This window comes from Bradyrhizobium sp. CCBAU 53338 (assembly GCF_015291665.1).
In the GTDB taxonomy this organism is placed as follows: Bacteria; Pseudomonadota; Alphaproteobacteria; order Rhizobiales; family Xanthobacteraceae; genus Bradyrhizobium.
Map to the genome: position 1 here is coordinate 2,315,390 of NZ_CP030048.1, position 26,354 is coordinate 2,341,743.

Consider the following 26,354-nt stretch of genomic DNA (forward strand, 5'->3'; position numbering starts at 1 on the left):
GGCACCGGCGCTTGCAGTAGCCGCTGATCGGCGCACAATCATATGTGGTCTTACGCTTTCAAGCGCGCGGGAACGACGGCTGTGACGCTGCTGGCAGCGTCCGTCATCATCTTCGCGTTCATCCACGTCGTGCCAGGGGATCCCATCTACGTCCTACTTGGTGACACGGCGACGCCAGACCAGATCGACGCCTTGCGGCATCAGCTCGGCCTCGATCAACCGATCCTCTTGCAATATTTGACCTGGATGGGCCATGTGCTCGAGGGCGACCTCGGGCGGTCGATCTTCTTCCAGGCACCGGTGTTGTCGGTGATTGCCGATGGCGCCGAGACCAGCATTCTGCTCGCGACCATGACGATGGTCTGGGTTGCGGTCATCGGCGTGCCGATCGGCATGATCGCGGCGGTCCGGCACGGCACGTGGCTCGACCAGGGCTTGTCTGGCGGGGCGATGTTGATGGCCTCGATACCCACGTTCTGGGTCGGGCTCTATCTGATCCTGATTTTTGCGGCCTGGCTCGGCTGGTTTCCGAGCTCAGGATATCCCTCGATCTTCGAAGGCGGTCTCGCCAATCTCCGCTATCTCGTCCTCCCCAGCCTCGCGCTTGCCGCGCCGAATGCCGCCTTGATCCTGCGGCTGACGCGCGCAAGCATGCTCGATGTCTCCCGCGAGGACTACGTGCGCACGGCACGCGCCAAAGGAATCCGGCCGTGGCAGGTCGTACGCCGCCACATCTGGCGAAATGCGCTGCTGGCGGTCGTCTCGGCGTTCGGATTCACGTTCGCCGCATTGCTGTCGGAGGCGGTCGTCACGGAAACCGTATTTGCCTTGCCCGGGATCGGCCGCCTCGTCGTTCAATCGATCCTTCGCCGAGACTATCCCGTCATTCAAGGCGTCATACTGGTCATCGTCGTGGTGTATCTGCTGATCAATCTGATCGTCGACCTGAGCTACCGTCTGCTCGATCCCAGGGTCGAGTTGCAATGAGCAGCAACAGCGCAACCTTGTGGCTCCGGCCGTTCATCGCCCGCCCGATCGCACTGGTCGGGCTCGCGGTCCTGTTGGCGACCGTGCTCACCGCGGCCTTCGCTCCGTGGCTCGCGCCTTTTGATCCCTATGCCATCGATCCGGCGATCCGCCTGGCGCCCCCGAACGCGGTCCATTGGTTCGGCACCGACCAGTTTGGCAGGGACACGCTGTCTCGCGTCATCCACTCGGCGCGCATGGCGCTCCTCATCGGTTCGGGCGTGGTTGTCTTCGCTCTCAGCACGGGCGTGCCGATCGGTGTCCTTTCCGCCCTGTTCCCGCGGCTCGGCCACGTGCTGATGCGCATCGTCGATGTTCTGATGGCCTTTCCGACGCTGCTGCTGGCACTTGGGATGATCGTGATCCTGGGACCGAGCGTGGCCAATGCGATTCTGGCGATCGGGCTCGGCTACATGACGACGACGACGCGCATCGTTTACGGCCTCACGCTACGCTTGCGTACCGAAACCTATGTTGAAGCGTCGCGCAGCATGGGCGCCGGAACCCCATGGCTCATCAGCAAGCACATCCTGCCGAACCTGGTCTCACCGCTTCTGGTACAGGCCAGCTTCGTCTTCGCGTTCTCGCAGCTTGGCGCGGCATCACTCGATTTCCTGGGCCTCGGCGCTCCGCCGGACATTCCGAGCTGGGGCAATATGCTGGCGGAGTCGCGCACCTTCATCACGCGTGCTCCGTGGCTGCTCATCTTTCCGGGCTTGATGATCGTGGTGACGGCATTTTCCCTGAACCTGGTCGGCGATGCCCTGCGTGATCGCCTCGATCCGCGATTTCGTCAGGTCTTCGGCGAGAAAGGTTAGGCCGTGCTATCCGTTCGCGATCTTACGGTATCATTGGGACCGGAGCATGCAGCGCTCGACATCGTCGACGGCGTGTCCTTTGGCTTGGCCAAAGGCGAAATACTCGGGCTCGTCGGTGAATCCGGCTGTGGCAAGAGCATGACCTCGCTCGCCGTCATGGGGTTGCTGCCGCAACCCGGCCCCCGCGTTCGGGCCGGGCAGGTCATGCTGGATGGCTGCGATGTGACGCGGCTGCAGCCCTGGCAACGTGTCGAGGCGGGACATGGCCGCATGGCCATGATCTTTCAAGAGCCGATGACATCGCTCAACCCGGTCCGCCGGATCGGCGATCAGATCGCCGAGGCCGTGCGTGTGCATGAGGGAATTTCGGGCGCCGCGGCGCTCTCCCGGGCGCGCGAGCTGCTAGAACTGGTGCGTATGCCCGATCCCCAAATGCAACTGTCGGCTTATCCGCATCAATTGTCCGGGGGCCAGCGCCAGCGGGTGATGATCGCGATCGCTCTTGCCTGCAGGCCCCAGGTGCTGATCGCCGACGAGCCGACCACGGCGCTTGATGTCACCATCCAGGTCCAGATTCTCGGCCTGTTGCGCGAGCTCTGCAATCGTCTCGATATGGCGATATTGTTCATCACCCATGACATGGGGGTCATCGCGCAACTCGCCGATCGCGTGTCCGTCATGTATGCGGGCCGGATCGTAGAAACCGCTTCGGTCGACGGGCTGTTCAAGAGACCGGCTCACCATTACACAAGCGGGCTGATGGATTGCATGCCGTCGCGAAATCCGAGCGCGCGCCGTCTGCCGACCATCTCTGGCCAGCCGCCGGCACCCGGTAGGCTGGCTGCTGGCTGCGTCTTCGCCTCACGCTGCGTCGCCGTACGCGACCTTTGCCGGACGGAGGCCCCGTCCCGCGCGGAGGTCTCGCAGGGACACGAGGTGCTCTGCGCGTTTCCCCTGAACGGCGGAGGGCCGTCATGAGGAGCGAAGCCATTCTCGATGTCCGGGATTTGAAAGTCTCCTTTGGTGTCAGGCGCGCTGGACGGAAACACCGGGTGCAGGCGGTGGACGGCGCTTCGCTGTCGCTGGCCGAGGGCGAGGTGCTTGGGATCGTCGGGGAATCCGGCTGCGGCAAGACGACGGTGGGACGATCCATCGTCGGGCTGGTCCGTCCCGATAGCGGCACCGTCGGCTTCAAGGGAGCCGATGTGATCGGTGCGCGTGGCGCCAGCCTCCGTAAGATGCGGCTGAATGTCCGGATGGTGTTCCAGGATCCCTATGCATCGCTCAACCCGCGGCGTGCGGTCGGGGACGCCGTGGCGGAAGCCGGCGACATCAACGGCTTCTTCAAGAGCCGCGCCGAGCGTCGCGCGGCGATAGAAGCCACGTTGACGGCCGTATGTCTCGATCCGTCGTTCGCCGCTCGCTATCCATATGAGCTGAGCGGCGGGCAGCGCCAGCGGGTTGGTATCGCACGCGCCATTCTTCCGACGCCGTCCATCGTTATCGCCGACGAGCCGGTCTCGGCGCTCGATGTGTCCGTGCAGGCCCAGGTGCTCAATCTGATGATGGACTTGCGCGAGCAGCTGAGCTTGTCGATGTTGTTCATCTCGCACGACCTTGGCGTGATTGGACGGATCAGCAGTCGCGTTGCCGTCATGTACATGGGCCGGATCGTGGAGCAAGCCGGGACGCGGACGGTCCTGGATCATCCGCTTCATCCCTATACGCAAGCCTTGGTGGCAGCGATCCCGAAGCCGGATCCCTCGAAGCGGATCCAAGGCGCGATCGAAACAGGTGAACCGCCAAGCCTGTTTAGGCGACCGAGCGGCTGCGCATACGCGCCTCGTTGTCCAATAGCGAGCGATCGCTGCGTGGCCGATGTCCCCGAATTGCGATCCGTCGGCACTGACGGTAGGATAGTTGCCTGTCACAATTTGTAACGGCGCGCGCGGCGGGGAGGGCCAGCCAAGCAATCCCGATGATGTCACTATGCGCCTGTTTTGCCCGACGGGTCAAGCACTCTACGGGTTTTCGGAAATCGTGTGCGCGAACGGCAGGCTCGCGGGCGATGATCCGTCATCCCGATCGCATCGCGCTGTAAGTCCCTGATTTCGCTTTCCCCGGCTACTGTGCATGGGGTCGTTTCAGGTTTGCGGGGCAGTTGCCACGCTCGCCTGCCCCTTGCCCTTGGCCGCACCCACGCGCTGCCGGCGCTGGACGAGATATTGGTCGGCGAGCACGCCGATCAGGATCACGGCGCCCATGACCGCGAAATTCAGCGAGCTCGGGATGCCCAGCAGGTTGACCAGGTTCTGCAGCACCTGGAGCAGCACGGTGCCGAGCACGACGCCGACGATCGAGCCTTCGCCGCCGCGCAGCGAGCAGCCGCCGAGCACGGCCGCCGCAATGGCGTAGAGCTCGTAGAACGAGCCGTGCACGGCCGGCGAGATCGAGCGGGTGTACATCGCGAACAGGATGGCGGAGAACGCGGTCAGCCCACCGCAGATGACATAGGCGGAGATCATCACGCGCTCGGAGCGGATGCCGGAATAGCGCGCGGCCTCCTCGTTCTTGCCGACGGCGTAGAGATAGCGGCCGAACACCGAGCGGTGCAGCAGCACCCATGAGACCGCCGCGACGACGATCAGCGCCACCACGCTGTGCGGCAGCGGAAAGCCCAGCAAATTGGTGCGGCCGGCCGTCAGCCATTCCAGCGTCGGGAAGCTGGCGCCGAAGCCGAAGCCCGCGGTCGCGTCCTCGGTGTAATAGCGTGCGGCGCCGCGATAGATCAAAAGTCCGCACAGCGTCACCACGAACGGCTGGATATGCATTCGCGTCACCAGCGTGCCGTGCACCAGGCCGATGACGAGGCCGCCCGCGATGATCGCGGCAAAGGCGAGGATCCAGTTGACGTCGTGATTGACGATGAGGTCGATGAAGAGAACGCCGAGCAGTGCGATCACCGAACCGACCGAGAGCTCGATCCCGCCGATGATGATGACGAAGGCTTCCGCGATCGAGAAGATGCCGAACATCCCGACCTGGTTCAGCGTGTTGGAGAGGTTGCCGACGTAGAGGAAACGCGGATTGATGAAGGCCACGACCGCGCCGACGACGAGGATCAGGACCAGCAGGCTCAGGTCTTTCTTGTTCAAGGCACCCTCATCTCAACCGCGTGGCCGACGGCCAACTGGAGCACGTTGTGCTCGCTGAACTGGCTGCGATCGAGGAAACCCGAGATCGCACCCTCGTGCATGACGGCGATCCGGTCGCTGACCCCGATCACCTCTTCCATGTCGCTCGAAATCATCAGGATCGCGACGCCGGCGTCGGTCAGCCGGCGCAGCATCTCGTAGATCTCCTGCTTGGCTCCGACGTCGACGCCGCGCGTCGGCTCGTCGAAGATCAGCACCTTGGGCCGCATCGACAGCCATTTGGCCAGCACGACCTTCTGCTGATTGCCGCCGGACAACGAGCCGACCGAGGTTCCGACGTCGGGCGCGCGGATCTTGAGCCGTTCGCGCTGGCTGCGGGCATTCTCGGTCTCCCGCGCCGTGTTCACCAGGAAGAAGCGCAGATAGGACGACAGGTCCGGCAGCGAAATGTTCTCCGCGATCGAGACGTCGAGCAGCAGCCCGCAGCCCTTGCGGTCCTCCGGGATCAGGTAGATGCCGTGGTCGATCGCCGCCCGCGGGTTCTCGACCCGGATGGCTTCGCCGTTCAGCTTGATGGCGCCGCCCTTGAGCAGGTCGACGCCAAAAATCGCCCGCGCCAGCTCCGTGCGTCCGGAGCCGACGAGGCCGGCCAGCCCCAGGATCTCGCCGCGGCGGACCGACAGGCTCACCGTTCGCTCCGGATAGGTGTCGGTGACAACATCGACGATGTCGAGCACGGCTTCGCCCGGCGGGGCGGCCGGCGGCACGTAGAGCGATTTGAGGTCGCGTCCGATCATCAGGCGGATCATCGCCGCGGGCGACAGCTCGACGCGGGTCAACGCGCCGACCATGCGCCCGTCGCGCAACACGACCGCGCGATCGGCGCATTGCATCACCTCGTTGAGGCGGTGCGTGATGAAGATGATGCTGACGCCGTCGGCCTTGAGGCCGGCGATGACCCGCATCAGCCGGTCGGTTTCGGCCAGGGTCAGGCTGGACGTCGGCTCGTCCATGATCACGAGGCGCGCATCGAGCGACAGCGCCTTCATGATCTCGACGAGCTGGCGCTGAGCCAGCGACAGATCGGCGAGCGGCGCGTCCGGGGCGAAATCGGCGCCCAGGCGGTCCAGCAGCGGCTGCGTCCTGGCGTACAGCGCCTTGCGGTCGATCAGCCGCAGCGGCCCGCCATGCACGGGCTCGCGGCCGATGAACACGTTGCCGGCGACGTCGAGATTGTCGAAGAGATTGAGCTCCTGATGCACGAAGGCGATGCCCGCGGCGATCGCCTCGCCCACCGTGAGCGCGCCTCGCTCGACGCCATCGACGCGGATGCTGCCGCCGCTCGGCTCGACCACGCCGCCGAGCACCCGCATCAGGGTCGACTTGCCGGCGCCGTTCTCGCCGATCAGGGCGATCACCTCGCCCGGCGACACGGCAAGGCCGACGTGGTCGAGTGCGACCACGCCGGGATAGCTCTTGCTGATGTCGATCAGTTCGAGAAACGGCTCAGGCATCGACGGCTGCGGGCAACTCCGCACGTCTCCTACTTCTTGAGCATCGACTTCATCGAGGCCATGAAGTCGTCGACATTGGTCTTGTCGATGACCTTGCCCGGCACGATGATGATGCCGTTGGCGGGCACGCCGGACTTGTCGCCCTCGATGTACTTCGCCATCAGCTTCATGCCCTGGTAGCCCCACTCGAACGGCTGCTGCACGACGGTGCCGGCGATGCTGCCTTCCTTGACGCCGCCCAGCGTGATCGGATCCTCGTCGAAACCGATGATCTGGATCTTGCCGAGCTTGCCGGCCTCCTTCAGCACTTCGTAGATGCGCGGGGTGTTGTAGGAGTAGAAGCCGACCAGGCAGCTCACGTCGGGCATGGCGGCGAGGATGTCCTCGACGTTGCGCTTGGCGCGGGTCTGATCGATCTCGTCGCCGCGAACGTCGACCAGCTCGACCTTCGAGCCCTTGATGGTCTCCTTGACGCCCTCGATGCGCTCGCGGGCGTTGTCGGCGCCGGGCAGGCCGACGAAGCCGACGCACTTGCCGCCGTTCGGCAGCGCCTTGAGCATCAGTTTGCCGGCGTCCTTGCCGAGGTCGACGTTGGACGAGCCGATATAGGCGATGCGCTTCGAGTTCGGCGCGTCGCTGTCGGTGGTGAACAGCAGCGTCTGCGAGGCGATCTTGTTGAGATGCTCGACCTGGTTCTTCGGATCGACCGCGCTGACCATGATGCCGGCGGCGCCGGCGGCGACGAGGTCGTCCATCATGCGCTGCTGAACGGCAGCGGCGGCCTGTTCCGGATATTTGAGCTGAAGATTGTAATTGGGCAGTTCGCCCTGGGCCTTCTTCACGCCGGCTTCCGCGATCTTCCAGAAGTCGGACGCGCCGTTGACGACGAAGGCCAGAACCTTCTTGTCGGCTGCGTTCGCCGAGCCGAGGCCCAGAGCAATCGTGAACGCGACAGATACACCTGCGATCAAGAGACGCTGCATGTTCATCCTCCCCTTGTGCGGTCAGCCCCTCATGAAGGCCAACTCTGCTTGAGCCCGAATTGGGCGCATGTCTCAATCTCGCGGGCCGCGCAGGTCAGCCGCCGTCCGCATCTTTGCGGTTGGGGCGGGGTCCACCCGCCGGCTCGTGAGGTGAAATGAGGCACGTACCTCACGGTAGCAAAAGCACGCCGAGCGTGCAACCCGGGGCGATGTTCGCGCGAAATCGCGCCGCAGTTCGCCTCCTTGGCGTTCATCATCCTGAACGTGATCGAGGAACTCGTAGCTGCGAGGCGGCACACCGCATTGGTACGGGCCCGGTCGTTAACCGGGCTTTAGCGCTGATCGTGCGGATGATTGGCATGGTGAGACCAGGGGGAAGACGGCTCCCATGCTGAAGGATGGTACCTACGCGGCGTGGTACAAGACACCGCTAGACCAGGGCACAGGCATTGTTCATGTCGCCGACGGCCAGATTTGGGGCCGCGACAGCCTGATGACGTATCACGGTTCCTGCAAGGTCGACGGCGATCGCTTCACCGCAACCGTGTTGACGAAGCGCCATACCGAGGGACGGGCCACGGTCTTCGGGGTCTATGAGGAACTGACTCTGGACATCGAAGGGACGTGCCCCGGCAAGATCGCCACCTACACGGCGACGGCAGGTCAGGCACGGGGAGTCGTCCTCCAGGGGACGCTCATTTTCACCGAACCACCGAAGGGGGCACCTGAACGAACAGGTGAGGTCTCGCCGTTCAATCCCGCCAAGCTTCCAAAGCTGCCGAAACGCTCGCGCTGAGCGCAGGCGCGGTCGCGGCATCGACTCGGTTTGGGGGTATCGGGCGGCGCAATTCTCCATCCTCAAATTTCGGTGCCGGCGCTTCTCAAACCGCCTGCGCCCCGCCATGGTGCCGCTGCAGCAATCAGCCGGAGGCAGCATCAATGTCGGACAAGGTCTCGCGTCGCCAATTCGCGAAGATCGCGGGCCTGTCCGCAGCCGGAATGACCGCTTCTCTCGAGGCCGCGGAGGCCAGGCCGGGAGCGGCACCGCGCAGCGCCGGCGGCTTTCCGGCCGGATTCGTCTGGGGGACGGCGACCTCGTCCTACCAGGTCGAGGGTGCGGTCAAAGAGGACGGGCGAGGGGCCTCGATCTGGGACAAGTTCGTCCGGATCCCCGGCAAGATCGAGGACGGCACCACCGGCGACCGCGCGAACGAGCATTATCACCGCTACAAGGAGGACATTGCGCTCATCAGGGAGCTCGGCTGCAAGGCCTATCGCTTCTCGGTGGCCTGGCCACGGGTGTTTCCTGACGGCGACGGCAAGCCGAACCCGAAAGGGCTCGACTTCTATAGTCGCCTGGTCGACGAGCTCCTCAAGAACGGTATCGAACCGTGGCTGACGCTTTATCACTGGGACCTGCCGCAATCATTGCAGGACCGCTTCGGCGGCTGGCGCTCGACCGAGACCTGCAAGATCTTCGGTGACTACGCGGCCTATGTCGCCGGGCACCTCACCGATCGGGTCAGGAACGTGTTCACGCTCAACGAGAGCGGCCGCTTCGTCTATTTCGGCTACGGCATCGGCATCGACGCGCCCGGCTTGACCCTGCCGCAGGCCGAGGTCAACCAGGTCAGGCACAACAGTGCGCTCGCGCATGGGCTTGCGGTGCAGGCGGTGCGCGCCCATGGCCGCCGCGGCACGCGCGTCGGGCCGGCCGAGAACATCGATGCCTGCATTCCCGCGATCGATACGCCCGAGAACGTCCGCGCCGCCGAGATTGCGCTGCGCGAGATGAATGCCGGCTATCTCAACGTCATCATGACCGGCCGCTACACCGATGCGTTCCTGAAATATGCCGGCGCCAATGCGCCGAAATACACCGACGCCGAGCTGAAGATCATCTCCTCACCAGTCGATTTCCTCGGCCTCAACATCTACGCACCGCAGCACTATGTCGTCGCGTCCGACCAGGGCGCGGGTTTCATGCCGCTGCCGATTCCAAAGGCCTTTCCGCACATGAATTCGGACTGGCTGCGCGTCGGCCCCGAGACGATCTACTGGGTGCCGAAGCTCGCTGCGAAGATCTGGAAGACGAACGCGATCTATATCAGCGAGAACGGCGCCTCCGGCGACGATCAGGTCACCCAGGACGGCAAGATCTACGACACCGACCGCATCATGTACCTGCGCAACTATCTCGCCCAGCTCCAGCGCACCACCGCTGAAGGAGCGCCGGTGCGCGGCTATTTCCTCTGGAGCCTGATGGACAATTTCGAATGGGTATACGGACTCAACAAGCGCTTTGGGCTGTACCACGTCAATTTCGATACCCAGGTGCGCACGCCAAAACTGAGTGCAAGCTTTTATCGCAACGTGATCGCGAAGAACGCCGCGGGGGCATGAGGAGGATTTTACGCGCAGCGGAAAATCCGGGCGAAGGGGCGTAATCGCCGCGCATTGACTCCACTCTCGCCCTGATTCAAAACCGTCCTCAACACTCGTAACAAGAGGACAACGCCCATGACCGACGCGCTGATCATCGATGCCTGCCGCACCCCGCGCGGCGTCGGCAAGGCCGGCAAGGGGGCACTGTCGGGCATTCATCCGCAGCAGCTAGGTGCCACAGTGCTGCGCGCGCTCGCCGATCGCACCGGCATCGATACCGCCGACGTCGACGACATCGTCTGGGGCTGCAGCGCGCAGGTCGCAACGCAAGGCGGCGACCTCGGGCGGATGTCGGCGCTCGATGCCGGCTACGACGTGCGCGCCAGCGCCGTGACGCTGGATCGCTTCTGCGGCTCAGGCATCACCAGCGTCAACATGGCGGCATCCTCGATCATGGCGGGCGCGGAAGATCTCGTCATCGCCGGCGGCTGCGAGATGATGTCGATGGAAGGACGTCGCGGCGGCGGTCCGATGATGATGGATAGCGGCAATCTGCGGCTTCGCGCCAGGCATCCGCAGTCGCACCAGGGCGTCTGCGCCGATGCGATCGCGACGCTGGAAGGCATCACGCGACGGGACGTCGATGCGCTCGGCCTCGAAAGCCAGAGGCGCGCCGCGCAAGCGATTGCCGGCGGTCACTTCAAGAAGAGCCTCGTGCCCGTTCATCGCGAGGACGGCAGCCTCGCGCTCGACCATGAAGAATATCCTCGGCCGCAGACCACTATGGAAGGGCTTGCTGCGCTGAAGCCGGCATTCCCGGCGATTGCCGACCATGCGCTGGACGACAAGGGCACGACCTATCGCGGCCTGATCCTGCAAAAATATCCTGACCTCGACATCGACTTCATGCACCACGCCGGCAACTCGTCCGGCGTCGTCGACGGCGCTGCCGCAATCCTGCTGGCTTCGCCGTCCTACGCCAAGGCACATGGCCTTAAAGCCCGCGCCCGCGTGGTCGCGATGGCGAACATGGGAGACTCGCCGACCCTGATGCTGAACGCGCCGGTGCCGGCGACGCGCAAGGTGCTGGCGAAGGCCGGGCTCACCGCCGACGACATTGATCTGTTCGAGATCAACGAGGCCTTTGCGGTGGTTGCGGAAAAATACATCCGCGATCTCAAGCTCGATCGCGCCAAGGTCAACGTCAATGGCGGCTCGATCGCGCTCGGCCATCCCATCGGCGCGACCGGCTCGATCCTGATCGGCACCGTGCTCGACGAACTCGAACGGCGCGATCTGAAGCGCGGTCTCGTGACCATGTGCGCCGCGGGAGGCATGGCGCCGGCCATCATCATCGAGCGCATCTAGCTCGCCGTAGCCCGTAAAAAGCAGGGAGAAACGTCGCAGGGCGACGTTCCAGCCTTATTTTTCAGGGTGAATCGCGCTCCTCCTCTCACAAAGAGGCGGGTCGTCGCTTGTCGAAAGCATCGAATCAGCTTTAGCAAGGCTGCTTGCGGGCCTTTGAAACAAGGCAAAAGCCGCTGCCCGAGGCTCCTTCCGCTCCGGAAGCCGCTAAAATGCAGGGGTTTTTGTCGCAGGGGCCAAAAAAGCCCGTAAAACCGCGACAAAACTGTGCAGAAGGCTATAGGCCTTCGCCGGTTGGTCTAATATGCAACCGGCAACGAATCAGAGGAGACACGATGCCAGCCCAAATGTCCAAATCGCAGTTGATCGAGAAGATTGCGACCGCCACCGAGCTTTCCAAGCGCGACGTCAAGAGCGTCATGGAGACGCTGACCGACGTTGGCCACAAGGAGCTCAAGAAGAACGGCCTGTTCCTGGTGCCGGGCTTCGCCAAGTTCGTGGTCATCAAGAAGCCCGCGACCAAGGCGCGCAAGGGCACCAACCCGTTCACGGGTGAAGAGATGATGTTCAAGGCCAAGCCGGCCCGGAAGATCGTCCGCGCCCGCCCGGTCAAGGCCGCCAAGGACGCCGTGGCCTGATAACGCAAAGGCCCCCTCGAGGAGAGGGGGCCTTTTGGTTTTGAGTGAAGTGGCCGCAAGGGCTGAGGCGGAGGGGCTCAGCCCTTGCGGGGCTTCACCCGGACCGGGATCGGCTGAAGCCGAGGCTCGGGTCCTGCAAGCGCATCGCGCACCCTGTCGACGGCACGACCGAGCAGCTGGCGCAGCCGCTGCGTTGTCCGCGATTTCCTCGCGTCTTCCAGCAGTTTCCTCATCGTATTCACTCCGCCGCTTCGACCTTGGCCTCGACCGGTTCGAGCGCTGCGGCGATGGCCTCGTCGACGCGCTCCAGCCAGATGAATTCGAGGTTGTCCCGCGCGCTCTTCGGGATGTCGTCATAGTCCCGCTTGTTGCGCGCCGGCAGCATCACCCGCTTCAAGCCGGCGGCGGCCGCAGCCACTACCTTCTCCTTGATGCCGCCGACCGGCAGCACCAGGCCGCGCAGCGAGATCTCGCCGGTCATCGCCGTGTCGCTGCGCACCGTGCGATTGGTGAGCAGTGACGTCAGCGCCGTAAACATCGCCACGCCCGCGCTCGGTCCGTCCTTCGGGGTCGCACCCGCTGGGACGTGAACATGGATGTCGCTCTTCTCGAACACGGAGGGATCGATGCCGAGCTGCGAGGCCTTGCTCTTCACCAGCGTCAGCGCGGCCTGTACGCTTTCGCGCATGACCTCGCCGAGCTGGCCGGTCAGGATCATGCCGCCGCGGCCGGGTACGCGCGAGGCCTCGATGAACAGGATGTCGCCGCCGACCGGCGTCCAGGCAAGGCCTGTGGCCACGCCCGGAATGCTGGTGCGCTGCGCGATCTCGCCTTCGAAGCGCGGCTGTCCCAGCACGTCGGCGATGTCCTTCGCCGTGATCACGACCTTCGCGGACGTGCCTTCGGCGACTTGCACCGCGGCATGGCGGAACACCTTGCCGATCTCGCGCTCGAGGTTACGCACGCCGGCTTCGCGGGTGTAACCCTTGACGACCAGCCTCAGCGCCTCCGGCTCGATCTCGGCCTGCTCGGCTGTCAGGCCGTTGGCCTCCAGCTGCCGCCGCACCAGGTAGCGCCGTGCGATCTCCAGCTTCTCCTCCTCGGTGTAGCCGGCCAGGCTGATCAGCTCCATGCGGTCCAGCAACGGACCCGGAATCTGGTCCAGCATGTTGGCGGTCGCGATGAAGACCACGCGCGACAGGTCGAAGGGCACGCCCAGGTAATTGTCCCGGAACGTTCCGTTCTGCTCGGGGTCGAGCACCTCCAGCATGGCGGCAGAGGGATCGCCCTGCACGCCACGGCCCATCTTGTCGATCTCGTCCAGCATCATCACGCAGTTGCGGCTGCCGGCCTTCTTGATGCCCTGGATGATGTTGCCGGGCAGCGCGCCGATATAGGTGCGCCGGTGACCGCGGATCTCGGCCTCGTCATGCACGCCGCCCAAGCTGACGCGCACGAAGGGGCGATCCATTGCGCGAGCGATGGACTGGCCGAGCGAGGTCTTGCCGACGCCGGGCGGACCGACGAAGCACAGGATCGGGGCCTTGCCCTGCGGCGCCAGTTTGCGCACCGCCAGATATTCGATGATCCGGCTCTTGATCTTCTCCAGGCCGAAGTGATCGGCATCCAGGATGCGGCGTGCCTCCTTGATGTCGATCGGCTTCTCCGCAGGCAGCGCCCACGGCAGCTCGATCAGCCAGTCGAGGTAGGTGCGGACCATGCCGGCTTCGCCGGCAGCCTCCGGCATGCGCTCGTAGCGGCGCAGCTCCTTCCTGGCGTGCGCGTCCGCTTCCGGGGGCATGTTGGCCTTGACGATCGCAGCCGTCAGTTCGGCGACCTCGGCGGCCTTGCTGTCGCCTTCGCCCAGCTGGCGCTGAATGGTCGCCATCTGCTCGCGCAGGATCGCCTCGCGCTGCCGCTCATCGAAAGAGGCCTTGGTCTTCTGGCCGATCTCGTTGGAGATGCGCAGCACCTCCAGCCGTTCGGCCAGGTGCTTCGACACCTTCTCGACGCGCAGGGCGAGGTCGATGGTTTCCAGCACCTCCTGCTTGTCCTGCGGCTTGATGTCCATGAACGAGGTCGCCAGATCGGCCAGCGCGCCGGGCGCGGTGGTGCTCTGGAACATCGCGACCAGCTCGGGCGGCGCCTGCGGCAGCAGCTCGATCGCCTCGATCGCCTGGCGCTGCAGATTCAGCGCCCGCGCCTCGATCTCGGGCGAGGTCGTGGTCGGCTCGGGGATCTGCTGGATGCGCGCAGCCGGGAACGGCGTCCCCGGCAGGAAGTCGAGGATGCGCGCGCGCTGCACGCCCTGGCAGACGATGTGATGCGTGCCGTCGGGCGCGGTGATGTAGCGCACGATGTTGGCGATGGTCGCGACCTTGTAGAGATCGTCGGGACCGGGCTCGTCGATCTCGGGGCTCCGCTGCAGCACGATGCCGATCGGCCGCTGCTCGCGCAGCGCCTGCTGTGCGGCGGCGACGGACTTCGCTCGTGCGATCGCGATCGGCGCGATGGCGCCGGGGAACAGCACCATCTCGCGCACGGGGATGATGATCAGCGCGTCTTCGGGGATATTCACGTCAGGATGTGTCTGTGCGGAATTCGTCTGTTCGGTGGCCATGATCGACCTCAGGATTTGGCGAGGCGCAGCGCGACGCAGCCGTCCATCACGAAGCGGCTGATGGCGTAGCGGCCAAGGGGCAATGCAATGCGGCGCTCAAAACGCCCCTGCGGCAGTTCGAGCCGGTGGATGCGGGCGTTGCGAAGCTCCGGCGGAAGCGTGCGCTGGCCGGAGATCACGAGTACGCCGTCCTGGATCATCGTCTCGACATTGTCCGGATTGACCCCGGGAAGCGCGACCAAGATGAGCAGCTCATGCTCGGTCTCGAGCACGTCGATCGGCGGCTCCCAGCAGGCTTCCTGACGGCCGAACTGCTGCCGCAGCCGTTCGGCGCGGGTCAGCTGGTCGAGGGCCTCGGACAGCATCCAGTCAAAGGGATTTTTGGGTTGCATGGCAAAACTCGGGGACGGCGCTGCGGTTGGAAAACGGGGATATGGTGATGGTTCCCGCAAATTCCAGCATCGCGCGTTTGGAGCATGCCTGGCCCCTCGATCGAGAGGAGCCCCTTGCGCTCAGACGCATCGACGCCGCGAAAGATGTTCCGCGGCGCCGGAGGCAACAATTGGGCGGGACGTGGATCAGGCGGCTTCGCGGTACTCGGCCTCCGCTTCGAGGTTGATCACGGACGTGGCGAGCTCGGTCAGGGTGTGGTCGGTCGCCTCTTCCTCGTCCAGCGTATCCTGGAGCAGCCGTGCCGCCTCGGGCATGCCGAGCTCCTCGGCCCAGGTGCGTAGCGTGCCGTAGCGGGAGATCTCGTAATGCTCGACGGCCTGCGCCGCGGCGAGCAGGCCGGCGTCGAGGGCAGGGGCGTTCTTGAAATCCTTCATGATCTCGGCGCCCTCCTCGGTGATGCCGTTGATCGCCTCGCACGGCTTGCCGCGCGCTGGCTTGTCCAGCATCTTGAAGATCTGCTCGAGCCGTTTGACCTGGCCCTGCGTCTCCCGCAGATGCTTGTTGAAGGCGGCGGCAAGATCCTTCGAATGCGCGGCCTTGGCCATCTTGGGCAGCGTCTTGATGATCTTGTTCTCGGCGAAATAGATGTCCTTCAGCGTTTCCAGGAACAGGTCGCTCAGCATCTTAGGCGCCCGACGCGGGCGGCGCGATGCGGTCTTTTTCTTAGGAGCACGTTTCTTTGCTCGTTTAGCCATGGATCCTCCTGATGAGGTGACACGGGAAGGCATGCCCTTCCTTGATCCTCACGCGATCAAGAGCCGGCGTTTGCAAATGTTCCTCGCGAAGGCTCCCGCGAGCCGCTATGGCTGGCCGTCTGACCACGATCCCCCGAGACGCCTTCCATGCTCGACTTCGCGCTGTCCGCCTTCGTCACACTATTGCTGGTGGTCGACCCCGTCGGCCTCGCGCCGGCCTTTCTGGCTGCGACCGGGGGTATGCCTGATGCGGTCAAGCGGACGGTCGCGCTCCGCGCTCCGTTCATCGCGGCCTCGATCCTGGTCGTGATTGCGCTGGTCGGAAACTGGCTGCTGCGCCAACTCGGGATCGGCATTCCCGCATTCCAGATCGCCGGCGGGCTCCTGCTGTTCGGCGTCTCCTACCAGATGATCTTCGGCGACCGGCCGCATCGCGAGGCGCGGGAGGCCGACAAGGCCACCGCAGAGCACGCCTCCGATGTCGCGGTGTTTCCGCTCGCCATCCCCATGATGGCCGGCCCCGGGGCGATCGCGACCACGCTGCTCCTGGCGGGCGACGCCGGCTATGGGGCCAAGCTTGCGATCATCATCGCCATCGTCCTCGCGGTCTGCCTGCTTTGCATGCTCTGCTTCATCTCGGCCCAATTGATCGCGCGGACGCTCGGGCGCACCGGAAACGCGGTGCTGTCGCGGGTGCTCGGCATGCTGCTCGCGGCCTATTCGGTGCAGTTCGTCATCAACGGGATTGCGGCCGTCCGGGCCAATCTCCTCTAGGGTTGCGGTAATCTGTTAATTTATTGATTATACAATCTATTTTCCGGTGTAACGGTACATCAAAGAAGACACCAAACAATCCCGGCCGCTTTCGCTTGCACTGCCATATTGCTTTGACGTACTTCGGGTCTAACAAACGCCCATCGCCAAGAAAGTCGGCAAGAGAATTGGCAAGAAAATCGACAAGAAGGTCGAGATGAAATCGAGATGTCGATGAGTGCGGACGAACTCGACGAGAGACAGGCCATCATCGACGCCTGCCGCCGCATGAATGCGCTCGGCATCAACCAGGGCACTTCCGGCAATATCAGCGTGCGGCACGGGGATGGGCTGCTGATCACCCCGACCAGCGTGCCCTATGACGCCATGACGCCGGACCAGATCGTGTTCATGGCCATGGACGGCTCGCATGCCCCCAAGCAGAAGCCGTCCAGCGAGTGGCGCTTCCACCTCGACATCCTGAAGGCGCGCGCCGACGTCAACGCCGTGGTGCACGCCCATCCGACCTACTGCACCATCCTGGCGATCATGGGCATGGAGATCCCGCCGGTGCACTACATGATCGCGGCAGCCGGCGGCGACAGCATCCGCTGTGCCCCCTATGCGACCTTCGGGACAGCGGAGCTGTCCGACCATGCGGTGCGTGCGCTGGAGGGCCGGCTCGCCTGCCTGCTCGACCATCACGGCATGATCGCGGTCGGCAAGACGCTCGACAAGGCGATGTGGCTTGCCGTCGAGGTCGAGACACTGGCGCGGCAGTACCACGGCTGTCTCCAGATCGGCAAACCGCCGCCGCTCTCGAGCGCCGAGATCGAGCGGGTCCGTCAGCGCATGGCCGGCTACGGCCTGTCGGAAGGGTAGGGCTGGCAAGCGGTGTTCGCGCGGATCAGATATTTCGTCGACGGCAAGGGGACCAACCGCACCATGGTTCGGCTGCGCGCGCTGTTGCGCAGCAACGAGTTCTACCTGATCCCGCTGGCGCTGGTGATCGGCACCCTGGCCGGCGCGATCGTGACGCTGATGGCCGAGATCGCGCAGATCGCCCATGTCGTGATCTACGGCATTCCGATCGACGTGCGGCTCTCCGCCAACACCTATATCAGTCCATGGGCGGCGATGATCGCGCCCGCGCTTGGCGGCCTGGTGCTCGGGATCATGGAGTGGTGGCGGCGGCGGCTGAAGATCTCGAGCGCCGTCGACCCGATCGAGGCCAACGCGCTGCGCGGCGGCAATCTGTCGATGCGCGACAGCATCGTGGTGTCGAGCCAGACGCTGATCTCGAACGGCTGCGGCGCCTCGGTCGGTCTGGAGGCCGGCTATACCCAGATCGGCTCCGGCATCGCCTCGCTGTTCGGCAAGTTCTTCAATCTGCGCCGCAACGACCTCCGACTGATCGTCGGCTGCGGCGCCGCGGCGGCGATCGCCGCCGCTTTCGGCGCGCCGATCACGGGCGCGTTCTACGCCTGCGAGCTGATCGTCGGCGTCTATTCGGTCGGCAGCGCCGCGCCGATCCTGGCGGCCTCGCTCGCCGGCGCGCTCACCGCGCAATGGCTCGGCGGCGCGCCTTACTCCCTCGAAATCCCCAAGGTCAGCGCGGTCGGCATCGAGCAATATCTGGCGCTGATCGGGCTTGCGCTCGTCACCAGCGGCGTCGGCATCGCCGTGATGCGCTCGTCCTCGATGTTCGAGCGGCTGTTCAAATGGCTGCCGGTGTGGCTGCGCCCGGTGATCGGCGGCTTCATCGTCGGCGGCTTCGCCCTCGTCACGCCGCAGGTGCTGGCGGCCGGCCACGGCGCCATGGTGCTCGATCTCTTCCACGACATGACGATCGGCCTGATCGCGATCATCATCGCGCTGAAGGTGACGGCCTGCCTGATCTCGCTGGCGTCGGGCTTCCGCGGCGGTCTGTTCTTCGCCTCCCTCTTCGTCGGCAGCCTGATCGGAAAGTTCTTCTCCGCGGTGCTTCTGCTGATCAGCCCGAATTTCGCGATCGATCCGCTGGTGGCGATGCTGACCGGCATGGCCACCCTCGGCGTCGCCATCGTCGGCGGTCCGCTGACCATGTCGTTCCTCGTGCTCGAGATGACGCGCAACGTCGACGTCACGGCCGTGGTGCTGGCCGGCTGCATCGTCACCTCGATCTGCGTCCGCTTCATGTTCGGCCATTCGTTCTCGACCTGGCGCCTGCATCTGCGCGGCGAGACCATCCGCAGTGCCAACGACGTCGGCTGGCTGCGCAACCTCACGGTGGAGCGCCTGATGCGTTCCGACGTCGGCAAGGTGCCGTCGACAACCACGATCGCCGCCACGCGGCGCGAATTCGTGCTGGGCTCGCGGCCCGGCATCGTCATCGTCAACAATGCTGACGAATATGTCGGTCTGGTCCTGCTGCCCGACCTGTTCTCCAGCGACCTCGACACCATCGCCGACGACATCCAGGTCATCGAGCTCGCGCGCCTGACCGAGATCGTTCTGATCCCGGAAATGAACGTGAAAAGCGCGATGGCGGTGTTCGACGAAGCCGAGGCCGAAATGCTGGCCGTGGTGGACTCCACCGACAGCCGCAAGGTCGTCGGCTTCCTGACCGAGACTTTTGCCCGTCGCCGCTATGTCGAGGAGATCGACAAGGCCACCCGCGGCGTGCTGGGCGCGTTGTCGTAGAACACGCCCAAGGCGGGTTGACGCCGGCAAATTGGCGCTGGCACGCTGAGCGGACTTGCCAGATCGTTCACAACCTCTAGGCTAGGGATGGACGGTCGGGCCGCCGCCTCGACCGCCTTCAGCGACGAGGGCCGTGCGATGTCGGACACGCTTCGCCTGTTGCTTGCCTTGCTCGAACTCGGGCCCCGGTTGAAGGGTCTGCTGGGCGACAAATGGCCCCCTTACGCCGACGAGTTGCAGGCGCTGGCCGGGCGCGCCGGCCAGGGCGAAGACCCGGACAAGCTTCGCCAGTCGCTCGACCTCCTGGTCGTGCGACTGCTCGCCGAACCACCGGCCGTGGATCTCGTCGAGCGCGTGATGGCGGATATGGCGGCGCCCGTTGTCACCACGGAGACCGTGACCCGGCGCGGCCGGGGTGCGCCGGTTGTCATAAATGAGATCGTCCGGCCGAGCACGGATGAGACGACCGGCGTCGTCACCATCCCCGTCTTCTATGGCACCGATCGCGCCCGCGGCGACGATACGCCGGCGAACTTTTTCCGCGGCGAGCGCGGCACGCCGTCCTACGGCGTTGCGGAGGTCAGCGTGCCCACACGCGGCCGCGACCTCGGTGAACTCACCGGTCCGAGCTGGTGGCGTCTCGAATTCTCGCCCAATCCGGAAAAGCACGTGATCCTCAAGAGCGTCGGCGCGCTTGGCCGGGACGTCTTCGTCACGAGTTTGAAGGAATCGCTTGCGGCGGCGGATTCGCACGACGTCCTGATCTTCGTGCACGGCTACAACGTGACGTTCGAGGATGCGGCGCGGCGTGCCGCGCAGCTTGCCGTGGATCTGAAATTCGCCGGCAGGACGCTGCTTTATAGCTGGGCGTCGGCGGCGGATACGAAGAAGTACACGGTGGACGAGAGCACGATCGACTGGTCGCGCGATCATTTCGAGGCGTTCCTGCAACTCGCGCTCGGCGAGATCGGGGCCGGCAAAGTTCACATCATCGCCCACAGCATGGGCAATCGCGCGGTGATCAACACGCTCGAGCGTGTGACGTTCTGGCAGCTGCCGGCCGGTGCCGCCAAGCTCGGTCAGGTCATCTTTGCCGCGCCCGACATCGATCGCGATCGCTTCGTCCAGCTCGCCGCCAGGTTCAAGGGTTGCGCGGCGCGGGTGACCCTCTATGCGTCGTCGCGCGATGTGGCGCTGCTCGCCTCGAAATTCGTGCACGGCTATCCCAGGGCGGGTGAGGCTGGCGAAGTCCTGACGGTCGTCGATGGCATCGATACGATCGACGCGTCGCTGGTCGACACCAGCCTGGTCGGCCTGCACCACTCTTATTTCGGCGAGAAGCGCTCGATCCTGAACGACATGTTCAACCTGATCGTGCAGCAGCTCGCGCCCGATCAGCGCTTCGACCTCCAGGCCGCAGGCGATGCGCTGCGGAAGTACTGGAATTATCGGGCCTAGCGGGCGTACAATCGTTCAAGGCGTGGCAGATTGCCGCGATCATGAAACCATTTCAGTGCTTTGCGCATTATCCGTTGTTTTCATATCTCCTTTCCAGGCGTGAACAGAGGACGCTACGATGAGTGTCAAGTCCGTGAATTCGAAGGGCGGCCGCCGCACTGCGCTTGCCGCATTCGCCAGTCTCGCCCTGGTCACGGCGTCGGTGTTGCCGTCGGCTGCCGCATCCCCGACTGCAGTCAAACCCGCGGCCGCGGCTGCGGCAGGGCAGGGCTCGTCCAGCGCCACCGATTTCAGCGCCGCGCGGCGTCATCGCTATTATCGGCGCGGACCGAGCGCGGCGGGCCTTGCGTTCATGGGCATTGCCGCCGGTATGATCGGAGGCGCGATCGCCGAGAGCCGGCGCCAGGAGTACTACGACAATTATTACTATGGCGGCGGCCCGCGCTATTATGGTCCCGGGCCGGGCTACGGTTACTATGGCGGCCCGCGCTACTACTACAATCCGTATTGAGGGTTGCCGACGGGCAAAACACCTGAAGCGGCTGTCAATCCCATCATGTAAAAAGATTCCGCTTTACCGAAATTCGGAAACGGCGTATGTATTGCCCATTCCGGTTCGACTTGGGGGGCGATCGTACGTCGTCACCGATCGTGGGCCGGGTTTGCGGTGGACTGTATCGTTACAGGAGACCCGGGGCGGCGCAACCAAACTGATAGGATAATTAAGAAAAGCATGCCAATTCCGATTGGATAGCGTTTCCACGATGAGTTGGTCGAACTCCCAAGCTCAAGATGCCCACGCATCGATGAGGTGCCGACAGGGCCGATTAACCTATGAGGGCATTGTCCCCAAGCGCGTTGATTCAACGTACGGATCGAAACGGGTAAGTGTGCCGACTGACTGGAGGATCACTGCTCCTCCAAACTGAACTGATCAAGGCTTTGCATATCCTGCCACTTTCAGAACGAGGTGGATTATTTGCACTCGTAGCTACGTTGACAAACTACGGACTTGGCCACGACTGCTATCGACCAAGGGGCAGGGCACTGTAAACCGATCGGCCAATCGGCAGGTTCGCTGAACGATCCCGGCTCCACTTTATCGCCTCCTGGCTTGGAGCCGGCCTCGATCGAAAATGAATGTCTCAAGGAGAGCTCCGCCCGACATCACGAGAATCTCACTTGACTTCGGTCGGTCGACCGAATTATGTATTTTTAACCGAGAACAAAATGCAACGGAGGCTCTTATGGCCATCGCTTCGCTGTTCTATGGAATTGTCGCCTACCTGATTTTTCTCGCCACTTTTCTCTACGCAATCGCCTTTGTCGGAAATCTGCCTGTTCCGAAAACAATCGACGGCGGTGCGGCCGGTTCATTCCCCGCAGCACTCGTGATCGACGTCTTGTTGCTCGGCCTCTTTGCGATCCAACACAGCGTGATGGCGCGTCCGGCTTTCAAACGCGCGTGGACCAGGATCGTCCCAGATGCGATTGAGCGCTCAACCTACGTGCTTTTTGCGAGCCTGGCTCTGATAATGCTTTACTGGCAATGGCAGCCGCTTGCCGGCCTAGTCTGGTCCGTCCAAAATCAAGCCGGCGTCCTAGGCTTGCAGGCGATTTTCTGGCTTGGCTGGGGCGTCGTGTTGATCGGCACATTTTTGATCAACCATTTCGAACTGTTTGGCCTGCAACAAGTGTACGCCCACGTGGTTGGCAAGCCCAATCCACCAGCGGCATTCAAAGCGCCGTCAATGTACAAGTGGGTCCGCCACCCCATCTATTTCGGTTTTCTTTTAGCGTTTTGGGCCACGCCGACCATGACTCTGGGGCACTTGCTGTTCGCGGTTGCCACGACCGGGTACATCCTAATCGGCATCTGGTTCGAAGAACGCGATCTTGTGGTCACGTTTGGTGAGCAATACCGTCGCTATCGCCGGGAGGTATCGATGCTCATTCCCCTTCCCAGGAAGAGGACCGAAGTCGAGCGCTTGGCTCGCGAAGGCTGAGGCGGTCGCCAGATAGGAGATCTAATGGGTCGTTCGCCTGCTAAAAAAGCAGACACCAGCGTTGCACTGCTCGAAGCTGCCAAAGCAATCCTGCGCAAAAACGGCTATGCGAGCCTTTCGACGCGAGATGTCGCAGCAGCAGCAGGCGTGCCCCTTAGCCAGATTCACTACCACTTCGGATCGAAGCAGGGGATGATGCTGGCGCTGTTCGAATATCTCAACGCTCAACTCCTCGACAGGCAGAGCACCATGTTCGCGGAATCGACCCTGACACTTTCGAGCCGCTGGGATCGCGCCTGCGACTATCTCGACGACGACATCGCCTCGGGTTACGTCCACGTGCTGCAGGAATTGATGGCGGCAGGCTGGTCGGATCCGGAAGTCGGCAAGGTCATCCGCGCCGGACTTCTCTCTTGGTATCAGCTGATTCGCGATGTCATGGCGGACGCCGCGAAGAATATTGGGGGACTAGGACCATTCACCCCGGAAGACATCGCTGCGCTGGTGTCGAACGCCTTCATGGGCGCCGAAAGTTTATTTCTAATTGGATTTGAGAAGAAGGGAGCGCCGGTGCGCCGCGCTTTGCGGCGTGTGGGCGACCTCATCCGTATTGCCGAAGCCAAGCGAGAGACCAATCATGCGGACAAAGCTCCCTAGCGACGAGGCTTTCGTCAACCGAGACGGCGTGAAGATCCATTTCGAAATCTACGGCAGCGGAGCAGAGACGATTCTCTTCATCCCGCCCTGGAGCATCGTGCATTCGCGAGTCTACAAGGCGCAAGTGCCGTTTTTTGCAGAAAACTTCCGATGCGTGACCTACGATCCGCGCGGCAATGGCAAGTCGGATCGGCCGAACGATGCCTCAGCCTATACGCTAGATCAGTTTCTAGGTGACGCAATTGCGGTGCTGGACGCCGTTGGAGTTGACCGAGCTATCCTGATTGGACTTTCCTTCGGCGGCATGCTGGCGAGCCTTGCGGCCGCGCAACATCCCGATCGCGTCCAAGCTGCCGTTCTCATCGGAACAGCCGCCGCCATCGGACCCGGCTATCCCTACATGATGCCACAGCATTTCCTGACGCAACAACAGCAGTTCACCGATTGGAACAAGTACAATCGTGAGTATTGGCTCACCAATTATCGGGAGTTCGCTGAGTTTTTCATGAGCAACATGTTCGTCGAACCGCACTCGACCAAACAAATCGAGGATTCCGTTGGTTGGGCATGCGAGACGGACGGCCACGTTCTTGGAAAAACAGTGGAAGCGCGCACGATTGCCCCTCCGTTCGACGTCGGCGAGGCCATGTATCGCGCGATCCGGTGTCCGGTGCTTGTCATTCATGGCGACAATGATCGTATTCAGCCATACGAGCGCGCGCAGAGGGTCGCTGAGGTTCTGGGCGTCGAGCTAAAGACTATCCCGGGCGGCGGCCATAATCCGTCTGGACGCTTCCCTGCCAAATGTAACGCGATGATCATCGAGTTCTTGCAGGAATTGGGTTTGATGGCGCGACCGCAGCGCAAGACGCGCAGAGCTAGGACCGCTCTATATTTGTCGTCGCCGATCGGTCTCGGACACGCGCGCCGCGATCTGGCAATTGCACGCGAATTGCGCGATTTGCATCCCGACCTGGAGATACACTGGTTGGCGCAAGACCCGGTCACACGGCTTCTGGAAAGCCGTCGTGAGATAATTCATCCTATGAGCAAACAACTGGCGAGCGAGACCCGGCACATTGAGCAGGAGGCCGGGGAGCACGAACTGCATTGCTTCGAGGCTCTACGCCGCATGGACGAGGTGCTCATTAAGAACTTCATGCACTTTCAGCAGGCGGTGGAAGAGACGGAATACGACCTCGTGATTGCCGACGAGGCGTGGGATATCGACCATCACTGGCATGAGCATCCTGAGCTCAAGCGATCTCAACTTGCCTGGTTTACCGACTTCGTCGGCTATCTGCCAATGGACAACGGCGACAAGCGCGAAGCTTTTTTGACGTCGGACTATAATGCCGAGATGATCCAGCATGTTGAGAAGAATCCTGCGGTTCGCGACCGCGCGATTTTCGTAGGGACGCCGGATGACGTCGTTCCACGATCGTTCGGCGAAGGACTCCCGGACATCCAAAGCTGGGTCACGAGGCATTTCGAATTCTCTGGTTACATAATCGGGGAACATCCCAATGACTTTGGCAGTCGCGATGAGTTACGTCGCTCTCTCGGTTATAATGACGACGAGCGCGTCTGTATCGTGACGGTCGGCGGATCCGGTGTCGGCGCGCATCTGATCCGGCGCGTTCTACAAACCTACCCGCTGGTGGTGCAGACAATTTCTAATCTGCGGATGATCGTGGTTGTGGGCCCTCGTATCGATCGAGGCGCGTTTGACGTACCACAAGGCGTCGAGATCCATTCTTTCGTATCCGATCTCGACCGCCATCTTGCAGCCTGCGACCTTGCCGTCGTGCAGGGCGGCCTAACGACCTGTATGGAGCTGACGGCGGCACAAACGCCCTTCATTTATTTTCCGCTCAAGAACCATTTTGAGCAGAATTTTCATGTCCCTTACAGGCTTCATCGCTATCGCGCTGGTCGACGAATGGAATTTGCGTCGAGCACTCCGGAGACGATTGCTGAGGCTATGGTCCAGCAATTGACCAAGCCTGGTCGATTTGCATTGGTTGAAGCCGGCGGCGCCGCTCGTGCAGCCAGGATGCTGGCGGAATTGCTCTAGATTTATAAAAAGAAGCTCTCGCTGCAAATTATATAGCGACTTGTCCGATATCGCCGATCTATTCGCGCAAGTCAAACTGGTCTTTCCGTGGATTAACGGATCCCTAATTGGACTCGAGAATTTGAGCGGGACTTTCCGCGATGACTTTCAACAATTTCTCACTTGTGGTTCGTAGCCTCTCGGTCATGGAAAAACGCCACGTACGCCGGCGGCGCGTTTTCAAAGCCGCGATAATCGAATTTCCGGGAGGCGTCTTCAGCTGCGTCGTCCGTGACCTCTCGGACTGTGGCGCTAACTTGGATGTCCCAAGTCAAATTGGTATTCCGTACGAGTTCATGCTCAGCATCCCAACGGCGCAACTTCATCGGCCATGCCGAGCGGTGTGGCGTTCCGACAAGCGGGTCGGGATCGCCTTTGTGAAGAATGAACGTCAATTTGAGGGGAACGAGGACGATCTTGCCAAGTTTTCCCAAGAGCCCAGTTCGTGATGACTGGGCCAGAAGGTACCTTGCCCCAGCTCACGGATCCTTTGGTGAGGCTGGGGCCTTTTCTCTGAGCCGTTCACGTTCACGACCTTGCTAGGAGCGAGATCGGCGCGCTCTGATCCTTTCGGTGACCCTGTCCGCCGCAACCGCGGCCATCGAGCAGGCTACCACCAGCAGGCCAGCGAATATCGCCAGAAACCAATTCTGAATCATCGCAATGATGCTCTCCGCGACCGCATTTTGTCCGCTGTGTCAGTGTCTCGCCAGCATAACCTCGGTTCCAAAGCCGGAACTCGCATACGAGCATAATTTCGCGCGCCGGTTGATGAATGTTGTTGCGGGAAAATTAGGCAATTGGGTAGATTAATACTCCAATTGGGCGGGGTGCCTCAGGCTGGGAAACTACCGTTGAACCGGGAATTGAAGGAATTCCGCAGGCTGGAGCGCGCATGCAGAGAGCATGCGGCCGTGGCGTCTTTCGATCTTGAGCGGGAGGGTCTCCTCAAGGTCGCCGACGACTATCGAAAAGCGATCGAGGGCTTGCAGAAGTCTGCCTCCATCCGCCAATGAACGCTATGAGGTGC

Annotated in this window: 25 protein-coding genes; 18 read left to right on the top strand and 7 right to left on the bottom strand. The window is 62.9% G+C overall.

Annotated elements, in window-relative coordinates:
- Positions 1 to 42: 42 nt before the first annotated feature.
- Genes XH90_RS10890 through XH90_RS10905 form a run of 4 tightly spaced genes read left to right on the top strand, consistent with a single transcriptional unit; the run spans position 43 to position 3,784 of the window.
- Positions 43 to 987: an ABC transporter permease gene (locus XH90_RS10890; RefSeq protein ID WP_194481235.1), complete on the top strand. Its 945-nt coding sequence runs from the start codon at positions 43 to 45 to the stop codon at positions 985 to 987.
- Positions 984 to 1,844: an ABC transporter permease gene (locus XH90_RS10895; RefSeq protein WP_194481237.1), complete on the top strand. Its 861-nt coding sequence runs from the start codon at positions 984 to 986 to the stop codon at positions 1,842 to 1,844. Before XH90_RS10890 ends, XH90_RS10895 begins: the two co-directional genes overlap by 4 nt.
- Before the next feature lie 3 nt (positions 1,845 to 1,847).
- Positions 1,848 to 2,822: an ABC transporter ATP-binding protein gene (locus XH90_RS10900; RefSeq protein WP_194481239.1), complete on the top strand. Its 975-nt coding sequence runs from the start codon at positions 1,848 to 1,850 to the stop codon at positions 2,820 to 2,822.
- Positions 2,819 to 3,784, top strand: coding sequence for an ABC transporter ATP-binding protein (locus tag XH90_RS10905; protein WP_194481242.1), 966 nt, complete (start codon positions 2,819 to 2,821; stop codon positions 3,782 to 3,784). Before XH90_RS10900 ends, XH90_RS10905 begins: the two co-directional genes overlap by 4 nt.
- Positions 3,785 to 3,988: 204 nt before the next feature.
- Here the strand turns inward: XH90_RS10905 and XH90_RS10910 are convergent, their stop codons facing one another.
- From XH90_RS10910 to XH90_RS10920, 3 genes are read right to left on the bottom strand one after another with little or no spacing between them, the layout of a single operon-like run.
- Positions 3,989 to 4,999, bottom strand: coding sequence for an ABC transporter permease (locus XH90_RS10910; RefSeq protein WP_194481245.1), 1,011 nt, complete (start codon positions 4,997 to 4,999; stop codon positions 3,989 to 3,991).
- Positions 4,996 to 6,513, bottom strand: coding sequence for a sugar ABC transporter ATP-binding protein (locus tag XH90_RS10915; RefSeq protein ID WP_194481247.1), 1,518 nt, complete (start codon positions 6,511 to 6,513; stop codon positions 4,996 to 4,998). The genes XH90_RS10910 and XH90_RS10915 overlap by 4 nt, the downstream gene beginning before the upstream one ends.
- 29 nt (positions 6,514 to 6,542) lie before the next feature.
- Complete coding sequence (locus XH90_RS10920; protein WP_194481248.1) at positions 6,543 to 7,496, bottom strand: sugar-binding protein; 954 nt, start codon at positions 7,494 to 7,496, stop codon at positions 6,543 to 6,545.
- Positions 7,497 to 7,884: 388 nt separating this feature from the next.
- On the opposite strand from XH90_RS10920, the gene XH90_RS10925 reads away from it, so the two are divergent.
- From XH90_RS10925 to XH90_RS10940, 4 genes are all read left to right on the top strand, one after another.
- Complete coding sequence (locus XH90_RS10925) at positions 7,885 to 8,292, top strand: hypothetical protein (RefSeq protein ID WP_194481250.1); 408 nt, start codon at positions 7,885 to 7,887, stop codon at positions 8,290 to 8,292.
- A 143-nt stretch (positions 8,293 to 8,435) separates the two neighbouring features.
- Positions 8,436 to 9,899: a GH1 family beta-glucosidase gene (locus XH90_RS10930; RefSeq protein WP_194481252.1), complete on the top strand. Its 1,464-nt coding sequence runs from the start codon at positions 8,436 to 8,438 to the stop codon at positions 9,897 to 9,899.
- A 117-nt stretch (positions 9,900 to 10,016) separates the two neighbouring features.
- A complete protein-coding gene (locus tag XH90_RS10935) occupies positions 10,017 to 11,249 on the top strand; it encodes an acetyl-CoA C-acetyltransferase (protein WP_194481254.1) in 1,233 nt (410 codons plus the stop codon).
- Between the two features lie 332 nt (positions 11,250 to 11,581).
- Positions 11,582 to 11,884, top strand: a complete 303-nt coding sequence (locus XH90_RS10940; RefSeq protein ID WP_008139488.1) for an HU family DNA-binding protein — start codon at positions 11,582 to 11,584, stop codon at positions 11,882 to 11,884.
- Between the two features lie 77 nt (positions 11,885 to 11,961).
- Here the strand turns inward: XH90_RS10940 and XH90_RS10945 are convergent, their stop codons facing one another.
- The 4 genes from XH90_RS10945 to XH90_RS10960 all read right to left on the bottom strand — a co-directional run bounded on the left by XH90_RS10945 (position 11,962) and on the right by XH90_RS10960 (position 15,652).
- The gene (locus tag XH90_RS10945) at positions 11,962 to 12,117 is read right to left on the bottom strand and encodes a hypothetical protein (protein ID WP_194481256.1); all 156 of its coding nucleotides are present in this window, start codon (positions 12,115 to 12,117) and stop codon (positions 11,962 to 11,964) included.
- Positions 12,118 to 12,122: 5 nt separating this feature from the next.
- Positions 12,123 to 14,504 carry an endopeptidase La gene (lon, locus tag XH90_RS10950; protein ID WP_194481257.1) on the bottom strand — a complete coding sequence of 794 codons (2,382 nt, stop codon included), beginning with the start codon at positions 14,502 to 14,504 and terminating at the stop codon, positions 12,123 to 12,125.
- Positions 14,505 to 14,512: 8 nt separating this feature from the next.
- Positions 14,513 to 14,896, bottom strand: coding sequence for an Hsp20/alpha crystallin family protein (locus XH90_RS10955; RefSeq protein WP_194481259.1), 384 nt, complete (start codon positions 14,894 to 14,896; stop codon positions 14,513 to 14,515).
- Between the two features lie 186 nt (positions 14,897 to 15,082).
- Positions 15,083 to 15,652 carry a ferritin-like domain-containing protein gene (locus tag XH90_RS10960; protein ID WP_194481261.1) on the bottom strand — a complete coding sequence of 190 codons (570 nt, stop codon included), beginning with the start codon at positions 15,650 to 15,652 and terminating at the stop codon, positions 15,083 to 15,085.
- A 147-nt stretch (positions 15,653 to 15,799) separates the two neighbouring features.
- On the opposite strand from XH90_RS10960, the gene XH90_RS10965 reads away from it, so the two are divergent.
- The 10 genes from XH90_RS10965 (at position 15,800) to XH90_RS11010 (ending at position 26,340) form a co-directional block, all read left to right on the top strand.
- Positions 15,800 to 16,426 (top strand): MarC family protein, encoded by a 627-nt coding sequence (locus tag XH90_RS10965; RefSeq protein ID WP_194481263.1) that lies wholly within the window; start codon positions 15,800 to 15,802, stop codon positions 16,424 to 16,426.
- A gap of 207 nt (positions 16,427 to 16,633) precedes the next feature.
- Positions 16,634 to 17,287 (top strand): L-fuculose-phosphate aldolase, encoded by a 654-nt coding sequence (locus XH90_RS10970; RefSeq protein WP_194481265.1) that lies wholly within the window; start codon positions 16,634 to 16,636, stop codon positions 17,285 to 17,287.
- Between the two features lie 12 nt (positions 17,288 to 17,299).
- The gene (locus XH90_RS10975) at positions 17,300 to 19,087 is read left to right on the top strand and encodes a chloride channel protein (RefSeq protein ID WP_194481267.1); all 1,788 of its coding nucleotides are present in this window, start codon (positions 17,300 to 17,302) and stop codon (positions 19,085 to 19,087) included.
- An 87-nt stretch (positions 19,088 to 19,174) separates the two neighbouring features.
- Positions 19,175 to 20,545, top strand: a complete 1,371-nt coding sequence (locus tag XH90_RS10980) for an alpha/beta hydrolase (RefSeq protein WP_194481269.1) — start codon at positions 19,175 to 19,177, stop codon at positions 20,543 to 20,545.
- 118 nt (positions 20,546 to 20,663) lie between these two features.
- Positions 20,664 to 21,056 (top strand): hypothetical protein, encoded by a 393-nt coding sequence (locus XH90_RS10985; protein ID WP_194481271.1) that lies wholly within the window; start codon positions 20,664 to 20,666, stop codon positions 21,054 to 21,056.
- Positions 21,057 to 21,792: 736 nt separating this feature from the next.
- Positions 21,793 to 22,551, top strand: coding sequence for a methanethiol S-methyltransferase (mddA, locus tag XH90_RS10990; protein WP_194481273.1), 759 nt, complete (start codon positions 21,793 to 21,795; stop codon positions 22,549 to 22,551).
- A gap of 24 nt (positions 22,552 to 22,575) precedes the next feature.
- Positions 22,576 to 23,208 (top strand): TetR/AcrR family transcriptional regulator, encoded by a 633-nt coding sequence (locus XH90_RS10995; RefSeq protein ID WP_194481275.1) that lies wholly within the window; start codon positions 22,576 to 22,578, stop codon positions 23,206 to 23,208.
- Entirely contained in the window at positions 23,189 to 25,285 is a 2,097-nt protein-coding gene (locus tag XH90_RS11000; RefSeq protein ID WP_194481277.1) for an alpha/beta hydrolase, read from the top strand. The genes XH90_RS10995 and XH90_RS11000 overlap by 20 nt, the downstream gene beginning before the upstream one ends.
- A gap of 140 nt (positions 25,286 to 25,425) precedes the next feature.
- Complete coding sequence (locus tag XH90_RS11005) at positions 25,426 to 25,773, top strand: PilZ domain-containing protein (protein ID WP_194481286.1); 348 nt, start codon at positions 25,426 to 25,428, stop codon at positions 25,771 to 25,773.
- A 405-nt stretch (positions 25,774 to 26,178) separates the two neighbouring features.
- On the top strand, positions 26,179 to 26,340 hold the full coding sequence (locus tag XH90_RS11010) for a hypothetical protein (RefSeq protein ID WP_194481288.1): 162 nt from the start codon (positions 26,179 to 26,181) through the stop codon (positions 26,338 to 26,340).
- Positions 26,341 to 26,354 lie beyond the last annotated feature (14 nt).

What these genes read in the sequence shown, in the direction of transcription:
- XH90_RS10905 (WP_194481242.1), top strand. Translation starts at nt 2,819, where the DNA reads ATGAGGAGCGAAGCCATTCTCGATGTCCGGGATTTGAAAGTCTCCTTT.
- XH90_RS10920 (WP_194481248.1), bottom strand. Translation starts at nt 7,496, where the DNA reads ATGCAGCGTCTCTTGATCGCAGGTGTATCTGTCGCGTTCACGATTGCT.
- XH90_RS10945 (WP_194481256.1), bottom strand. Translation starts at nt 12,117, where the DNA reads ATGAGGAAACTGCTGGAAGACGCGAGGAAATCGCGGACAACGCAGCGG.
- XH90_RS10995 (WP_194481275.1), top strand. Translation starts at nt 22,576, where the DNA reads ATGGGTCGTTCGCCTGCTAAAAAAGCAGACACCAGCGTTGCACTGCTC.
- XH90_RS10955 (WP_194481259.1), bottom strand. Translation starts at nt 14,896, where the DNA reads ATGCAACCCAAAAATCCCTTTGACTGGATGCTGTCCGAGGCCCTCGAC.
- XH90_RS10930 (WP_194481252.1), top strand. Translation starts at nt 8,436, where the DNA reads ATGTCGGACAAGGTCTCGCGTCGCCAATTCGCGAAGATCGCGGGCCTG.
- mddA (WP_194481273.1), top strand. Translation starts at nt 21,793, where the DNA reads ATGGCCATCGCTTCGCTGTTCTATGGAATTGTCGCCTACCTGATTTTT.
- XH90_RS11000 (WP_194481277.1), top strand. Translation starts at nt 23,189, where the DNA reads ATGCGGACAAAGCTCCCTAGCGACGAGGCTTTCGTCAACCGAGACGGC.
- XH90_RS10925 (WP_194481250.1), top strand. Translation starts at nt 7,885, where the DNA reads ATGCTGAAGGATGGTACCTACGCGGCGTGGTACAAGACACCGCTAGAC.
- XH90_RS11005 (WP_194481286.1), top strand. Translation starts at nt 25,426, where the DNA reads ATGACTTTCAACAATTTCTCACTTGTGGTTCGTAGCCTCTCGGTCATG.
- XH90_RS10915 (WP_194481247.1), bottom strand. Translation starts at nt 6,513, where the DNA reads ATGCCTGAGCCGTTTCTCGAACTGATCGACATCAGCAAGAGCTATCCC.
- XH90_RS10970 (WP_194481265.1), top strand. Translation starts at nt 16,634, where the DNA reads ATGTCGATGAGTGCGGACGAACTCGACGAGAGACAGGCCATCATCGAC.
- XH90_RS10940 (WP_008139488.1), top strand. Translation starts at nt 11,582, where the DNA reads ATGCCAGCCCAAATGTCCAAATCGCAGTTGATCGAGAAGATTGCGACC.
- lon (WP_194481257.1), bottom strand. Translation starts at nt 14,504, where the DNA reads ATGGCCACCGAACAGACGAATTCCGCACAGACACATCCTGACGTGAAT.
- XH90_RS10895 (WP_194481237.1), top strand. Translation starts at nt 984, where the DNA reads ATGAGCAGCAACAGCGCAACCTTGTGGCTCCGGCCGTTCATCGCCCGC.
- XH90_RS10965 (WP_194481263.1), top strand. Translation starts at nt 15,800, where the DNA reads ATGCTCGACTTCGCGCTGTCCGCCTTCGTCACACTATTGCTGGTGGTC.
- XH90_RS10985 (WP_194481271.1), top strand. Translation starts at nt 20,664, where the DNA reads ATGAGTGTCAAGTCCGTGAATTCGAAGGGCGGCCGCCGCACTGCGCTT.
- XH90_RS10890 (WP_194481235.1), top strand. Translation starts at nt 43, where the DNA reads ATGTGGTCTTACGCTTTCAAGCGCGCGGGAACGACGGCTGTGACGCTG.
- XH90_RS10960 (WP_194481261.1), bottom strand. Translation starts at nt 15,652, where the DNA reads ATGGCTAAACGAGCAAAGAAACGTGCTCCTAAGAAAAAGACCGCATCG.
- XH90_RS10935 (WP_194481254.1), top strand. Translation starts at nt 10,017, where the DNA reads ATGACCGACGCGCTGATCATCGATGCCTGCCGCACCCCGCGCGGCGTC.
- XH90_RS10980 (WP_194481269.1), top strand. Translation starts at nt 19,175, where the DNA reads ATGGACGGTCGGGCCGCCGCCTCGACCGCCTTCAGCGACGAGGGCCGT.